12 protein-coding genes are annotated in these 15,397 nt (G+C 72.5%); 5 read left to right on the top strand and 7 right to left on the bottom strand.

All coding sequences use genetic code 11. The features are described from left to right. Positions 1-67: 67 nt before the first annotated feature. Positions 68-370, top strand: a complete 303-nt coding sequence (locus tag JJ683_RS12100; RefSeq protein WP_200174426.1) for a hypothetical protein — start codon at positions 68-70, stop codon at positions 368-370. 53 nt (positions 371-423) lie between these two features. Beyond that, the gene (locus tag JJ683_RS12095) at positions 424-1,608 is read left to right on the top strand and encodes a MalY/PatB family protein (protein ID WP_200174425.1); all 1,185 of its coding nucleotides are present in this window, start codon (positions 424-426) and stop codon (positions 1,606-1,608) included. Positions 1,609-1,629: 21 nt separating this feature from the next. Here the strand turns inward: JJ683_RS12095 and JJ683_RS12090 are convergent, their stop codons facing one another. Continuing rightward, positions 1,630-3,978, bottom strand: a complete 2,349-nt coding sequence (locus JJ683_RS12090) for an alpha-glucosidase (RefSeq protein ID WP_200174424.1) — start codon at positions 3,976-3,978, stop codon at positions 1,630-1,632. Positions 3,979-4,148: 170 nt separating this feature from the next. Between JJ683_RS12090 and JJ683_RS12085 the strand changes: the two genes are divergently transcribed. Further along, a complete protein-coding gene (locus JJ683_RS12085) occupies positions 4,149-4,766 on the top strand; it encodes a hypothetical protein (RefSeq protein WP_200174422.1) in 618 nt (205 codons plus the stop codon). Between the two features lie 144 nt (positions 4,767-4,910). Continuing rightward, positions 4,911-5,231, top strand: a complete 321-nt coding sequence (locus JJ683_RS12080; protein ID WP_200174420.1) for a putative quinol monooxygenase — start codon at positions 4,911-4,913, stop codon at positions 5,229-5,231. Between the two features lie 82 nt (positions 5,232-5,313). On the opposite strand, the gene JJ683_RS12075 is transcribed toward JJ683_RS12080, so the two are convergent. The 5 genes from JJ683_RS12075 to JJ683_RS12055 form a co-directional block, all read right to left on the bottom strand. Beyond that, complete coding sequence (locus JJ683_RS12075) at positions 5,314-6,066, bottom strand: DUF4352 domain-containing protein (protein WP_200174417.1); 753 nt, start codon at positions 6,064-6,066, stop codon at positions 5,314-5,316. Positions 6,067-6,529: 463 nt separating this feature from the next. Beyond that, positions 6,530-7,525, bottom strand: a complete 996-nt coding sequence (locus tag JJ683_RS12070; protein ID WP_200174414.1) for an ADP-ribosylglycohydrolase family protein — start codon at positions 7,523-7,525, stop codon at positions 6,530-6,532. 200 nt (positions 7,526-7,725) lie between these two features. Beyond that, positions 7,726-8,331, bottom strand: a complete 606-nt coding sequence (locus JJ683_RS12065; protein WP_200174412.1) for a heme-binding beta-barrel domain-containing protein — start codon at positions 8,329-8,331, stop codon at positions 7,726-7,728. Positions 8,332-8,591: 260 nt separating this feature from the next. After that, positions 8,592-9,212, bottom strand: coding sequence for an RES family NAD+ phosphorylase (locus JJ683_RS12060; protein ID WP_200174410.1), 621 nt, complete (start codon positions 9,210-9,212; stop codon positions 8,592-8,594). Between the two features lie 68 nt (positions 9,213-9,280). Next, positions 9,281-9,826 carry a hypothetical protein gene (locus JJ683_RS12055; RefSeq protein ID WP_200174409.1) on the bottom strand — a complete coding sequence of 182 codons (546 nt, stop codon included), beginning with the start codon at positions 9,824-9,826 and terminating at the stop codon, positions 9,281-9,283. A 223-nt stretch (positions 9,827-10,049) separates the two neighbouring features. Here JJ683_RS12055 and JJ683_RS19125 point away from each other — a divergent pair, with 223 nt between their 5' ends. Further along, entirely contained in the window at positions 10,050-12,530 is a 2,481-nt protein-coding gene (locus tag JJ683_RS19125; RefSeq protein ID WP_200174408.1) for a glycoside hydrolase family 31 protein, read from the top strand. Positions 12,531-12,568: 38 nt separating this feature from the next. Here JJ683_RS19125 and JJ683_RS12045 read toward each other — a convergent pair. After that, positions 12,569-15,397: TIGR02680 family protein (locus tag JJ683_RS12045; protein ID WP_200174407.1), on the bottom strand; the 2,829-nt coding region annotated here is incomplete at its 5' end.

Below are 15,397 nucleotides of genomic sequence, written 5' to 3'. Positions count from 1 at the left end.
GAATCCGCTCCGCCCGCCGGCCGACGCGCCTACCATCGCGAGGGCAGGCGCGGAAAGGGGAGTGACCATGGGCTGCACTGCATGCACGGATGGCGAACTGCGCAGGCCGCACCTGATCGGACCGCGGGCGGCCGGTCCGCGGGCGCTGGGGCCCACCGCGGCGGCCCCGCTGGCACTGGCGGCGTGCGCGGTGGGCGCGCTCGCCGTGGGCGCCGTCGCCATCGGCCGTATCGCCGTCGGCAAGGCGGTCGTCCGCAAGCTCGAGGCGGGCGACGTGCACATCCGGTCCCTTGCCGTCGACCGGATCGAGGTGGCCGGAGAAGTGTGGCCCAAGGCGGACGGGACCGCCCCGCCGGAGGTGTACGGGTAGCCGGGGGCACTATGGGACGGGGCGCTCCCACGCCCCGGACAAGGAGACCGCGCATGCCCACCTTCGCCGAACTCGACGCCATCACCCTCGACGACCTCCGTGCTGCCGGCACCACCAAGTGGGTGCGCGAGGACGGCGCGATCGGGGCGTTCGTCGCCGAGATGGACTTCGGTGTGGCCCCGGCCATCACGGCCGCGCTGCACCGGGAGGTCGACAGGGGCTCCTTCGCGTACCTGCCCCAGCGGTACGTCACCGGGATGCAATCCTCCGTCGCCCGCTATCTCCACGGGGCGTGCGGCTGGGACGTCGACCCCGTACGAGTGCACCAGATGCCCGACGTGGTCGCCGCCTACCGGGCCGCCATCCGCTACTTCAGCCGGCCCGGGTCCAAAGTCATCGTGCCCACGCCCGCCTACATGCCGTTCCTCAGCGTGCCGCCCGACGAGGGCCGCGAGGTGATCGAGGTGCCGATGCTGCGTGACGGCGGCGACCGGCACTTCGCCGACGACCTGGCCGCCATCGAGCGCGCCTTCGACGACGACGGCGGACTGCTGGTGCTGTGCAATCCGCACAATCCCACCGGCCGCGTGTTCACCCGCGACGAGCTGCAGGCGATCGAGGAACTCGTGGCGCGCAAGGGCGGACGCGTGTTCTCCGACGAGATCTGGATGCCGCTGGTGTTCGGCGACCACCGCCACATCCCCTACGCCTCGATCGGTTCTGCCGCCGCGGGGCACTCCGTGACGGCGACGGCGGCGTCGAAGGCGTTCAACATCCCCGGGCTCAAGTGCGCCCAGCTGATCACCAGCAACGACGCCGACGAGGCGCTGTGGCAGCGGGTGGGGTTCATGCCGATGCACGGCTCCGCCAACCTCGGGCTCGTCGCGACCACGGCCGCGTTCGACTCGGGCGCCCCGTGGCTCGTCGACGTGCGCGCATACCTCGAGCGCAACCTGCAGGCGCTGGCGGAGTTCCTGGTCGAACGGCTCCCGCACGTGGGGTTCCGGCCGCCGGAGGGCACCTACGTGGCGTGGCTGGACCTTTCCGCGTATCGACTCGACGGGCCGCCGGCGGAATTCCTGCTGGAGCACGCCGGGGTCGCGTGCACCGAGGGCACCGACTGCGGCGTGGCCGGGGCCGGGCACGTGCGGTTCATCTTCGCCATGCCCCGGCCCGTCATGCTCGATGCACTCGACCGCATCGCCAAAGCGCTCGAGACGGTGCCGCTGCGGGAGTGACGGTAGCGGCCGGCCGGGTGATCACCCCAGCGTCGCGAGCACTCTCCGCGCCGCGTCTTCGGCCTTGGGGTCTCCGGCCCGATAGAACGCCGCGGGCCGTCCCAGGGGGCTGTCCACCGTCACCGCGGAGTCGCCGGCGAACCGCGCGCCGCTCCACACGTGCACCCACTCGCCGGGCGGCAGCGTCGCCGTGGTGCGAGTCTGGCCCGGTGTCATCGCGGGCGCCACGAAAAGTCCGCTGCCGAACAGGAACTGGTCGTCGCGGCCCGCGGCCACGGACCCGGGCGCGCCGATCCACGGGTGCCGCAGCGCCGGGACGCCGGTCTGCGCTGCCTGGGCGACGACGCCGCGGCGATAGTCGGCCAGGGCCGCGAACACGCGCGTCTGCGCGGCGAAGGCGGCGGCGGAATCCGGATCGTACGCCTGCGCGTTGCGTCCGGGCTGGTTGCCCTCGTGGGTGCGCATCACCGTGCCCCACGCGCTGAACTCTGCCCAGCGCAGCAGCAGCTCCCGCCCACGCTGCACGCCCACCACCGGCTGCGACAGCCCCGTGTACCCGCCGGTGTCGCTGTGCGTGAGGGTCATCCCGGACACGCCGCCCGCGAGCATCCCGAGCAGCGCGCAGGCCAGGCCGTCGTGCGCGTCCCACGTCACCAGTTGGTCGCCGGCCCAGAACAGCGGGGCGTGCGCAGCGGACGCGCGGCCGGCCGCGCGGAAGAACACGAGCGCATCGGGTTTGCCGGCCTGTCTGCGCGCCGCATCGTTGAGCTCGGCCCACGCCACCGGCCAACGGTTGTGCCAATCGTCCGGCGTGCCCGAGTGCAGCACGGCGTCGAACGGTAGGCCCTCACCGAAATCGGCCATCCACCCATCCGCCCCGGCGCCGGCCACCTCGGTGGCGATGACGTCCCGGAACCAGTCGAACGCGGCCGGGTTCGTCAGGTCCACCAGCGCGGCGCCGAAGCCGCCCTGATCCAGCAGATACGGCCCGCCGGACGGGTGTCGGACGAGGTAGCCGCGCGCCAGCGCCTCGGCGAACAGGTCGCGGTCCACGCCGCCCGGCTTGCCCGCCGGGTCGGCGAGGAACGCGTTGACGTAGGTGAGCACGCGGATGCCGCGAGCGTGGAGCGCGGAGACGAAGGCGTCCCACCCCGGATAGCGCTCCCGGTCGAGCACCCAGTTCCACCAGAGCCGTTCGCCGAAGTCGGTAGTGCGCTGCCCCGACCAGTCCTGCAGCCACACGCCGGTGACCGCCGCGCCCGCGTCCTCGAGAGCGGCCAGCTTGGCCGTGACGGCCTCGGTGCCACCCTGGAGCCCCAGGATCGCGCCGGCGCCCGACCACGCCGGCAACGCCCGCATGCGTCCCGTGTCCGCGGTGTGTGCCTCGAGCAGATCCGTGGGCATGGCGCCCGAATAGACGGTGGCGGTGTATCCGGCGGCCCAGGCGGCGATGTCGATGCGGTCCGGCGGCCGGCAGTCGAACGTGGCCACCACGTCGGTGTCGAGCGCGATGGCGCGCATCGCGTCGGTGACGAGGAACGGCAGCGGGGCATAGGTGGTGGTGGGAGAGCCGCCGGCACCCTGCGTGGCCTCGGCTGCGGCGGTGAGGGGTTCGCGCCCGCGTCCGACGCCCTGCTCGCGGGTGACGATCGGCACCTCCTCGCCCGTCAGGTCGAAGCGCGTGAACTGCTCGCCGGCCCCGTGCACCCCCTCTACGGGCCCGCGGGCGGGGCGGAGCATGACGACATCGGCGCGGGGGACGTCGGCCCGGATCTCCAGGCCGTGGGCGCCGGGGCCGATGCGCACAGTGAACGCGCGCGTGGTGGTGAGGTCGAACGGGGCGCCGACCGCGATCTGGCTCGACAGGGGGCCGAGATCCACCGGCGGCGCGAGGATCCCGGTGAGGATCACCGCGCCGTCCACCACCTGCACCCGCCGGATCTCCTGGTCCAGCTGCAGCGAGGTGAGCTGCGGCGTGGACGAGAAGTGGCCGGTGTTCTCCTGCCAGTGCAGCCGCCCGTTCGCCGACGCGAGGAAGGCCCCGGCGGGGGAAGCGAACACAGTCCGTCCGCCGGTGACGATGCTGAACGAACCCGGAGCGAGAACCACGCGGATGGAGCCCGCGTCGACGGTGCCGACGGCGCTCGGCGCGACGGTCAGGCGCCCGACGGGCAGGACCGGGGGCGGGGCATAGCGGAGGAAGGGGACACCGGCGCGGGCCGCGGGCGGGGCGGCCGTCGACGTGAGGCCGGCGACGACGATGCCCGCGCCGAGCCCTGCGGCCGACCGCAGCAGAGCACGGCGGGAGACCGCGCCGGGCGGCGCGTGCTGTTCGGCATGCGCCGGCCTGTCGTTTCCGGCTTCGCCCACCCTGAACCTCCTCGACTGCGACTGCGACTGCGACGGTGGCGGGGCGGGACTGTGCGCGCCCGGGCATGATGGACCCGATGGTATCCGGGCGGACACACCGCCGGGCGTGTTCTCCGCACGTCGGGAGCACCGCGGTAGCGGGGAGTGTCGGCAGTGACGGGAGGGACGCAGTGAACCCGGGAGAGTCCGCATCGGACGGTGACACCACGATCCGGCAGTCCGGGCGCAGTGCGGGCCGGGCGGCGGCGCCGCGATGGTGGCGGATCGCGATGGGCATCGTCATCCCGATACTGGTGGCGCTGACCTGTGCGGCGGCGCTCGCGGTCTTTCTCTCGCCGTTCCCGCTGCTGCCCGCCGTGATACTCGCCGGCTGGGCGTTCGTCCTGCTCGGGGCCGTCTGGGTGGCGTTCACGGTGGTGCAACTTGTGCTGTACCGGTGGGACCGGCGCGTGCTCATCGCACCGGCCATGGTCGTGGTGACGGCCGGGCTGCTGGCGTTCCGGGTGCCGTTTCACCTCGGGTGGTGCGCTATGCAGGGCACGATGACCGCCCACGCGCAGCAGTGCGTGAACACCTACGAGCGACAGTGGATCGGCGTGTACTCGGTGGAGAGCGTGCACGGGACGGCCGGGTCGTGCCACTTCCGGTTGACCGGCGGATTTCTCGACACTGTCGGTGTCGCCTACTTGCCGGGGGAGACGCCCAGCCAGGGCTTCACCGACCGCGAGGGAGTGCGAGGCTACGAGCCGCTCGGCGACGGGTGGTATCGGTACCGCGAAGTGTTCTGACGCGCACCGGCCTCGGGCGTTCCCGCCCACGTTCCGCGCACCCGTTCTCGGATTTCGCCGGGGAATGCGCGCGCGGCCTGCGCAGGCGGTGCGCGGCTCGACGGGCACGCGCCGGCGCGGCGGGGCGAGTGCCACAATGGCGCCATGATCTTCATCGTCGCCAAGTTCAAGGTCAAGCCGGAGCACGCGGACTCCTGGATGGACCACGTCCGCGATTTCACCGCGGCCACCCGCGGTGAACCGGGGAACCTGTGGTTCGACTGGTCGCGCAGCGTCGACGACCCGAACGAGTACGTGCTGGTCGAGGCGTTCCAGGACGATGCCGCCGAGACGCACGTGACCAGCGCGCACTTCCGCCAGGCGCAGCAGGACCTGCCGCCGCTGCTCCAAGAGACGCCGCGCGTGCGCAACGTCGTCATGGACCGGGACGAGTGGGACGAGCTGGGGGAGATGGCAGTGCGCTGAATCCGGCGTCGCCTCCGGACGCGGCGGCCCGCGCACGAACCGTATGAGGGAGTGCGCGGGCCGCCGGCCTTTTGAGACGGGGTCAGTTCACCGCGACGAAGACCTTGTCGCCGAACGGCGTGGCCTGCACCGCGAGGGTGCCGTTGCCGGCCGATGCCGACGGCACCGTGAACACCAGATTTCCGGTGGTGGAGGCGCCCTCGAACAGCGGGCTGTAGGTGTCGAGCGAATCCGGCGTGACCACCATGTTGTCGAAGGAGTTCACGGTATTGCCCTCGGCGGTCACGTAGGCGATGGTCGTGAACGGCGTCTTCCCCTGCGGATCGGTGCCGGTGTAGGTGACGGTGACGTTGGCCAGCAGGTACTGCGACCCGGCCGGCGCTGCATCGTTGAACAGGTTCTCGGCGGCCACCGCGCCGCCCCCGTCGAGGGTGACGCTGTTGACCGTCACCTGCCAATCGCCGTCGGAGATGGTGGAACCGAGCGGGTACGGGTTGCCCCGCGTGCCCTGATCCGCGGACGACGCCCCGGAATCGGAGGTGGAACCGGGCGCGCCGGCGTCGGCCGCCGCGACGTCTGCGGTTTCGCCGGGAGTGGAGACGGACACGTCGCCGCTGCCGCCGAACGCGTCATCAACGGCGTTGGTGACGACCGTAGCGAAGACGACGAACCCGACGACGATGCCGACGATCGCGATGATGACGGCGGCGATGCTGGTGCCCTTGCGCTTGCCCGCCAGGAACAGCCCCACAATGCCGAGGATGAAAGCGATCGGAAGCAGAATCCATCCGACGATGAGTGCGCCCGGAATGCACGCGAAAATGAAACCGACCACCGCCGTGATCACCGCGATGCGGCCCAGGATGTTCTTCTGCTTCTCCGGCGCCGCGGGGGCGCCGGGGATTCCACCGGCGGGGGGGAGCCGGGGGCACCTGCGACGGCATGTGCGGAGGTGGGGTGCTCATGGGAATTCTCCTTCAACGTGCTGAACCTGCTGATGCCCAGTAGGTAATCAGACGGCACCGACACTTTTTGGTGCCGCTGAAGGGAACCCCGCAAGAACAGCGGAAACGCATCGATGTCATTCGAATGGCCGTCACGGAAGGCGTGGTGATTCGGTATCGGGAGCAGAATGCTGCGCCACTTGATCTGCAGAAATCGTGAACAAGCCGAAGCCCGGAGGGGTCAGGGCAGCGGCTTGCTATCAGCGGTGACCCCCCAGCGCGTTTCCGCCGGCGCGGTTCCGTCTGTGTCGTCCCGTCAGCGCACCGTCTTCTTGTCAGCGCGCCGTCTTCTTGTCAGCGCGCCGCGGCATCGGCGAGGTCCGCCAGTCCCACGGTGTCGAGGCCCGGCCAGCCGTGCAGCATCCGCGTCCACTCCGATGGAATTGCTGCTGCGCCGTAGGCCGCGCCGAGCAGGCCCCCGGCGATGGCCGCAGTCGTATCGGTGTCGTGGCCCGCCCGTACCGTCGCCGCCAGACCGTCGCGGATGTGCGCGTCGGCACCGTCCGGCGTATCGGCGTGGTCCACCGCGGGGCGCGTGCGGTGGATGCCCCACCATGCGGTCTGGAGCGCGGAGATCACCCAACCGTTGTTGTGCTCGAACACCGGCCGGTCCTGCGTTTCCGCCGCCGTCACCCACTGATGCCACCGGTCGCGAGCGCCGTGCGGCACCACTGCGGTGACTGTGCCGTGCAGATCCGGGAGTGCGCCGGTGCCGATCGCCGACCAGACGGCATGCGACCACACTTGGCATGCCAGGTGCGTATCGACTCCGGTGTTGGTGAGGCGGGAGACTTCGGCGGCTGCGGAGAGCATCGCCGTTGGCGTCTGGTCGTGCGCGAACGCGACAGCGATCGCCGCGGTGCGCATGAGCGAACCGTTGCCGGCATTGTCGGGGCCGGTGGCTGCGGCGGTCGCCTGCATGGCCGCAGCCGTGGGCGAGCGGCGGGACAGGACGCGCCGCGTCTGGTTGCCCATGTCTCTCGGGTCGGACTGCTGCCAGCGCAGGAACTCCGCCGCCACCGCGTCGAGGCCCTCCGTGGTGTCCAGGCGGTGCAGAGTGGCGGCCCGGGCGATCCCCGCCGCCATTGCCGTGTCGTCCGTCCACTCGCCGGGCGCGAAGCCGAACGGCCCGCCGCCCTTCATGACGATCGGCACCTCGGGGCCCGGAAAACTGAACTCGTATCCGGCGCCGAGCGCGTCCCCGGCGGCCGTCCCCAACAGCGCACCCCGAACGCGGTCATGCGCACTGCCCTCGTCCACCTCGCCCTGGCTCGTGTAGCTCTGAGTCATGCTGCCCCCTTCCGTCGCCCCTGCCTGTCGACGCTTGTCTGCCTGTCGACGCTTGTCATCGCGGCTGACGGGAACACGGTATCGACGGTCACCGACAGGAATCGTCCGGCCGGCGAGCCGGGTGTCGGCCTCGGTGCGCACAGCACCGGGGGCGGGCCGACAGTGCGGCCCGTCCCCGGGCGGTGAATTGCGAGTACTGCTCAGTTGAACCGGCTGCCAGGGTGGTAACGCTTGACCAACTTGAGCGTGTTGTGGTCGGTGTGGTGCATCTCCCCGCCGGTGGCGGCGAGCTTCATGTGCAGATCCGACGTGTAGCTGAACGTCTCTTCGTCGTCGATGGTGAAGGCGCTCTTGAAGTCGAGGATCTCGGCCCGATCGAGCAGGTAATGGTTCTGCAGGATGCCATAGCAGGGATCGCCGGGCTTCGCGTCGAACCGCATCTCGGTATCGCGCGCCTCCGCCGTACTGCCGGCCAGGATCGCGATGCCACGGCCGAACACGACGTCACGCATGACCTGCTTGTGCTCGCCGTCCCACAGCAGGAAACCGATCTCATCGTGGAACGGGTCCATGGCCTCCTCGCCGTGCCGCCACGCCGTCATCGCGTACTTGAGGCCCCACAGCGTCTGCTGGCCGTTCTCCTGGATCGGGATCGGCTTGAACCAGGCGTGTTCGAAGTAGCTGGTCTTGGAGGTCTCGTCCTCCTTGTTGTGGTACGAGAGGTCAACGCCGACGTCGCCCTCCCATTCGCCGACGAGCGGAGTCAGCGGTCCCAGTTTCTGCGGGCCCTGGATCTTCTCCGGCATGTCCTACCCTCTTTCCCTGTGCCAGGTAGCTTCTGAACGCTTCCGCGTCACGCCCGGCACCGCCGTCACGCGGCGCGCCGCATGCAGCGACCCGCTGCGTCCGGGCCGCCCACATTGCAACCATACGAGTTCGCAGGCGGATTGCGGGGGCGATTCGGCAAAGGGGCAGGCGCTCTGACGGTGCACTGGACTGTATGAACGTCAGGGTGCCGACCACACTCGGCGGAGGCAACCTCCCCGCCGCGCACGTCCGACCCGGGTCACCGCCCGGACGGCGGCAGCACGTCGACGCGCAGCGGGCCGCACACCTCGATGAGCCAGTCCAGGCCGGGACCGCTCTGGAACATCCGCCCGAACGACGGGTCCTGGCGCAGCGCGCCCGCGCACCGGTCGCCGAAGAGCACGACCGCGCGTGCGTCGTTGCACTTGCGGGACGTCCACGCGACGCCGTCGAATCCCGCCGTGTGGGCCGCCCGCGCCCAGGCGACGGTGCGCGGGTACTCCGTCGCGGCGGTGTCGGTCACCTGCCGGGCCTCGACTCCGAGCCGTCGCAGCCCCAGCCCGCGCAGGCTCGCCAGTCGGAGACGGCGCCGCACCTCGACGAGCCCCATCACCTTGTCTCGGTACGCCGAGTAGGGGAGCAGACCACCGGAGGCGGGAACGTCGTGCAGCAGGGACTCGGCGAGCGCGGCCTCCGCCGTGTCCGCGCCGTAGAGCACCGGCACCACGGGATCGCCGAAAAACGCGAAGCGGGTCCGGCTGCCGAAACCCGGATTGAACTCGGCAACGGTGCGCACGCTGCTGTGCACCCGGTAGAGCCGGTGCCCGCGCGGCAGGATCTCGGCGAGCGGCTCGAACGGTTCCGGCGGAGCCGGCGTCACCACGGTCGGCGTAGTCGTAGCGGAGCCCTCATCGGGGTTAGAGCCGGCGCTGTGTGGCTGGGGCGTGCTCACCAGGACACGCCGAACGACGCCTCCGCCACGGCGAGCAGCCGATCGGAGTCACCGAGAACGTCGACCGGTCGCGCGCCGTCGAGCAGTGTCGTGGGCCCCAGGAGCCATTCGATGAGGCCGGCCTCGTGCCAGCCGTGGCGGTCGCCCAGCAACCGTAGATCCGCGATCACGGGCCGGATCCCGGCGGCGGTGAACTGGAACCCCGGGTACAGCAGCCTGTTGCCGCGGCGCAGCGCGAGCAGTCTCCCCGCGGCCCGCGCCGTGGTGGCGGCATTGCGGCGCGCGGCCGCCCGCGACCCGAGCCGGTCCGCCACCTGCGCCGAGGTGAGCAGCCCGAACTCGACATCGAGCGCCTCGTACAGGTTCTGCTGGGCCTGCACGGCACGGGCCAGCGCGGGCGACGCGGCGGTGAGGTGCGCTGAGTGGATCGCGGAGCCGAGCGCGGCCACATTGCGGCGGGTCTGCACGAGGTCGGCCGCGGCGGTCCCCACCGGGTCGTCCGCTGCGGCTTCGTCCACTGCCGCCGAGCCGTTGCCCGCCATGGTCCGCCTTCCGGTGCTGTCCACACTCACCCGCAATCCGCTGACAGGTGCGTTCGTTACGTTCGATCATATCGCACTATTCGCATTTCGCATCGGTACGGAGGGGGAGCCGGGGGGCCGCGGCGCGCCGACTCACCCCGAATTTCCCGGCGCGCCGACGTGGTGAATTGACGCGGATGGACGTTCGGTGTGTTTACGATCACAACGTCGAAGGGTGGGCGCTGTGGAACCGATCGGCCGTCGCGGATTCCTGGGATACGCGCTGGCCGCGGCCGGTGCCGTCGGGGGAGCCGACGGGCTTTCCGCCGTCGGGGCGGGGCCGGCGGCCGCGGGCGGAGTACCCGGCGCAGCAGGCAAGGGCGAGCGGATAGGCACGAGCATCCGGGTGCAGGTGGTCTCGCCCACCTGCGTGCGGCTGGAGTGTGCGCGCGGCGGCGCGTTCGAGGACCGCGGCACCATGCTCGGCGCGCACCGCGCGCACGACGGGGCGGCATATGCGCGCGCCGACGCGCCGGGGCGGGTCACCATCGACACCGGGCGCATCCGCCTGCGGATCGACCCGGGCGCAGGGACGCTCGACGATGCCGCCCTGGGCGCGCAGGTGCTGCGCGGCGGCGAGTGGATCGACGTGCACCCGCGCTGGGAGCGCCCCGGATACACCGCGCCCATCGCGGGGCTCGGCATGGCCGGCTATCTCGGCGGCGGCGTGCCCAAGACCGACGGCGCGCCCGCGACGCAGGGGAACCTGGGCGGCTGGCTACGCGCACTCGACACGCAGTTCGGCCCGGTGCTGCTGCACGACGGCCTGCTCAGCCGCGACGGGTGGGTGTTCCTGGACGACTCGGCATCCCAGCTCATCGTCGACGGGCACCGGGTGCGCAGGCCTCCCGGCGACCGTCAGGACGGCTACCTGTTCGGCTACGGCGACGAGTACCCGGACGCCTTCGCCGACTACCGCCGCGTCTCGGGCCAGCCCGCCTTCCCGCCCCGGGCGGCCTTCGGGCTCTGGTTCTCCCGCTACCACCCGTACTCCGACGACGACTACCGTTCGCGGTTGCTGCCCGCCTTCGCCGATGAGGAGGTGCCGCTGAGCGTGCTCATGGTGGACACCGACTACAAATCACCCCACAAGTGGAACGGCTGGAACTGGCGGAACGAGCTGTTCCCGGACCCGCCCGGGTTCCTCGCATGGGCCCACGAGCAGGGCCTGCAGGTGGGGCTCAACGTCCATCCGAGCATCGCCGCCGCCGACCCGCAGTACGGGCCGACGGTGCGGCGCGCGGGACCGCTGGCGCCGATCGCCATGCCGAACCTGATCTCGCTCACCTCCGATCCGCAGGCGGTGATCGACCAGCACTTCGGCTTCGACTGGTCGGTGTCGGCGCAGCTCGACGCCTACCTGGCGCTGCACGCGCCGTTCGAGGAGGACGGCGCGGACTTCTGGTGGCTCGACTGGTGCTGCGACGGTTCCACGGCGGGCCCGCCCGACGGCACGTCCTCCGGCGACGCGTGGATCAACTCGCGGTACGGCGCGCGCTCACGGGACCGGGGGAGCCGATGGCCGGTGCTGTCCCGCGCAGGCGGGTCCTGGCAGGACTGGGCGGGGGACCGGCCGGGTCCGTGGGGCGAGCACCGCAACACGATCCACTTCACCGGAGATGCCGTCTCCTCGTGGGAGATGCTCGACTTCCAGACGCGGTTCACCGTGGCGGAGGGCAACGCGGGCATGCCCTACGTCTCGCACGACGTCGGTGGTTTCCAGGGGCCGCTCGACAACGCCCTCTACGCCCGATGGGTGCAGGCCGGCGCGTTCTCGCCGGTGATGCGCCTGCACTCGGGGACCCCCGACCGGGGCGATCCGCGGCGGCTGCCGTGGGAGTTCCCGCAGCCCGCGCGCGGCATCGCCGCCGAATTCATGCGGACGCGCTCGGCCCTGGTGCCGTACCTCTACACGCTGGGGCGCCGCAGCGCCGACACCGGTATGCCGATGGCGCGCGGAATGTACCTGGCGTGGCCCGGGTTCGAACAGGCCTACCGCTTTGACCGGCAGTTCATGCTGGGCGACGACCTGCTCGTGGCGCCCGTCGGCGTCCCCGGCAATCCGGCGGTCAAGCGCGTGTGGTTCCCGCCCGGCGAGTGGCACGACGTGTTCACCGGCGAGCGGCACACCGGGCCCGCCGAGGCGGACCTCCGGGTGCCGCTCGACCGCATGCCGGTGTTCGCCCGCGCCGGGGCGGTGCTCCCGCTGCATCCCGCAGGCCGGGCGCCCGTCGCGGGCGGCCCGCTGCTACTGCGCGGGTTCGCGGGGGCCGACGGGCGCGGGTCGATCTACGAGGACGACTCGACGCCGGCGGCCGCGGCGGCGGGCGGGGCGAGTACGGACCTCGTCTGGTCCGATGGCGACCGTATCCTGGCGATGGGGCCGCGTGGTGGGGCCGCGGGCGGCCTGCCGGCGGAGCGCCCGCTGCGCGTCCGCATCGACGGGGTGCCGGAGCCACGGGCCGTCACGGTGAGCGGCGCGGTGGCGTCCCGTGTCGCGGCGTCCGATGACGGCCCCCGCGCCGCCGCGGCCGGGTTCGCCCACGGCGGTCCCGTCGACCCCGGAACGTGGACGTTCACCCCGGGGCCGGGCGGTCGCGGCGCCGTGCACGTCCACGCGGGGACGGTGCAGGCGGGCGACGGGGTGGCCGTGGGGCTCGCGTAGGCGCCACCCGCACCGGTCTCCGCACGCGTCCGGCGGCGCTACTCCCAGAGCCCGTCCTGCCCGGGGGGCGGGGGAGCCGCGGCCTCGGCGCGGACCGGCACGGGCGCATGCAGTTTGTGCGCGCCGTCCCACTCCCACCGCGTCACCAGCACCGCCTCGACGCCGTCCGTGCGGGCGAGCTGGGCGATGGCGATGCCGGGCACCTCGGCGTAGCAGCCCCACTCGCGTTCGCTCGTCATCACCACGTCCATGTCGAACGACGCCAACAGGCCCAGGTACTTCGCCCTAGCGTTGTCGTCGACCCCGGCGAACGCCTCGTCGAGCATGACCAGCCGGGGTGCGTGCGGATTGCCCGCCGAGCTGTAGTGCGCGGACGCGGCCGCGAACAACGGCACGCTCACTACCAGCGCCGACTCGCCGCCCGAGGCGGGGCCGGTGGCAGGGCGCCACCTTCCGTTCTGGTGCCGTTCGATGACGAACCGGAACCACGTGCGGTAATCCAGCGCCTCACCCAGGTTCTCCAGCCACGTGCCGCCGGCGTCGCGCGCCCGCACCTCGTGGATCCGCCGCTGCAGGAAGCCGCCGACCGCCTCGCGGTCCTCCTCGGACCAGCCGTCGATGCTCCGGCGCAGCATCCGCCGCGCCTCGGCGAGCCCCGCCGGGCCGTCCTCGCGCGGCTGCCAGTCCAGGCGCAGACGCATGCCGGTACTGGTGGGGCGCGAGGCGAGCTCGTCGTTCATGCGTGCCACCTGCGCCTCGGCGCCGGAGATCAGCTCCTGCATGGTGGTGGAGATCTCGCCGAGCAGATGGTTCTCCAGGATCTCGCGCTCACGCGCAGTGAGGAGCCGCTCGTGGTCGGCCACCTCGTCGGCCAGCATGGCGTCGAGATCTGCGACGGGCGCGGGACGGCCGCGGAAGGTCACGTCGACGACGATCGCCGTGTCGTCCACCATCCGCATCGACGACGAGTCGCCCCGCCGGCCCAGCACGTCCTCGAGGGCCTTGTGCTCATCTGTCACCCGCTGGCGGGCGCGCCTCCATGCGGCGTCGCCGGCGTCCACGTCGGCCAGCGCGCGGTCGACGGAGCGAGCGAACGCGACGATCCCGTCCGCGGAGCGATCCACCCCGGAGCCTTCCACCCCGGAGCCTTCCACCCCGGAGCCTTCCACCCCGGGGCCGGCGGCCAGGGCCAGGTCCAGCAGGCCCGACGCGGCGAACCGGCGGAACCCGTCCGCCGCCGCCGCGAGCGCGGCCCGCGCCGCCTCGTCCTCGACGGTGAGCTCCTGGCGGCGCCCGTCCGCCTTGCCCCGCGCCTCGAGCGCCGTGCGTTCGTCGCGCCGCGCGTCGTGCTGCTCCGTCTCCGTCGCGGCGATGAGGCGCTGGACCGCGTCGAGCTGCTCGTGCAGTTCGTCGACGTCCGAGCTCACCGACTCGCGCAGTGTCCGGTAGCGCACCCGGGCCCGCTCCGCGGCGGCCTGGGCGTCGTCCATCCGCTCGGTGGCGGCGGCGCGCGCCTCCTCGCTGCGGCCCAGGTCGTCCCGGGCCTGCGCGTACGCCTCCTTCGCAGCGGTAGCTGCCGCGGCCGCGGGCCACAGATCGGCCAGCGCGACGCGGTAGTCGCCGAGCGCGTCGCGGATGCGGTCGAGATCCGCCGGCGCCGCGGGCAGCCCGGTGTCGGCCGCGTCCGCGTGGAGCGCCTCCGCCGCGGCCCGGTGCTCCGCCGCGGCCTCCTCGACGGCGTCGGCGGCCGTGTCGCGCTCCTCGTGCAGGCGGCGCAGCTCGTTCTGCAACGCCACCACCGCGTGCCGGGCGCTGCGCACCGCGTCGTCCGACGGCGCACCCGAGCGCTCCGCCGAGAGGGTCGTGAGGCGCTGGGCGAGAAAGGAATCCTGTTCGCCCAGGGCGGCCGACTGCGCGTCGATCTCCGCGATCTCGGCGGTCAGTCGACGCAGCCGGCCCCGGCGCGCCTGCTCGCGGGCGCCGCGCCCGATGTACTGGGCGCCCGGCTTGGACCAGGCGCCGGCCAGAACGCCCATGCGGAACCGCCCGTCGGGCGCCACCCAGCATGAATGGCCGCTGTCGGGTCCCAGGCCGATGCCGTCGAGCACCGACGTGATCGCCCGCGTCGGCAGCGCGGCGGCGGCCGTGTCCTCGGGGTCCGCAGCGGGGACGAGCACCGCCGCGAGGGTGTGCGCCACCGACGCGGAGGGGCCGGATTCGGGCGCGATCGCGGGGTCGAGGATCAGCTCACCGGCCGACGGATGTGTCACGCCGCCGTCGGATGCGATGCGGGCGTCGAGGATCCCCGACGCCTCGAGTGCGGGCTCGATCCCCGCCCGCTCGGCGTCGGTGACATGCGGGGCGAAGTCCGTCACCCGCCACAGCGGGGCCCCCGAATCCGCTCCGGCGACGGGGGACGGGTGGCGGGTGTACGGCACCGGCGGCACCGCGTCCTCGCCGGACTCGGCGGAGACGAGCTCGTCCTCCAAGTCCGCCCGGCGCGTGCGCAGTCCCGACGATTCCGCCGAAAGTCCTGCGCGGCGGGCGGTGAGCTGTTCGCGGGCGCCCGTCTCGGCGGCGTCGAGGTGGGCGGCGACGGTCCCGCGTCCGGCGGGGGAGTCGCACCAGTCGGCCAGCTCGGCGAACAGCGCCGCCGGGTCCGCCACCTGCAGTTCACGTGTCGTGGACAGGTGGGTGCGCACCGAGTCGGTGAACGACTCGGCCTCGTCGGCGACGGCGCGGCGCGCGGAGGCGATCCGCGACTCGGCCGCGTCGGCGCGCGAGGCGACGTCGTCGAGCCTCCGCCGCGCGTCGGCCAACGTCCGCTCGCCCAGGGCGGCGTCGCCGGCGAGCGCGCGCACCCGGTC

Origin of the sequence: Tomitella cavernea, from assembly GCF_016599145.1 — a bacterium.
GTDB classification, from domain to species: Bacteria; Actinomycetota; Actinomycetes; order Mycobacteriales; family Mycobacteriaceae; genus Tomitella; species Tomitella cavernae.
This window is presented reverse-complemented; position numbering and strand designations above follow the sequence as displayed.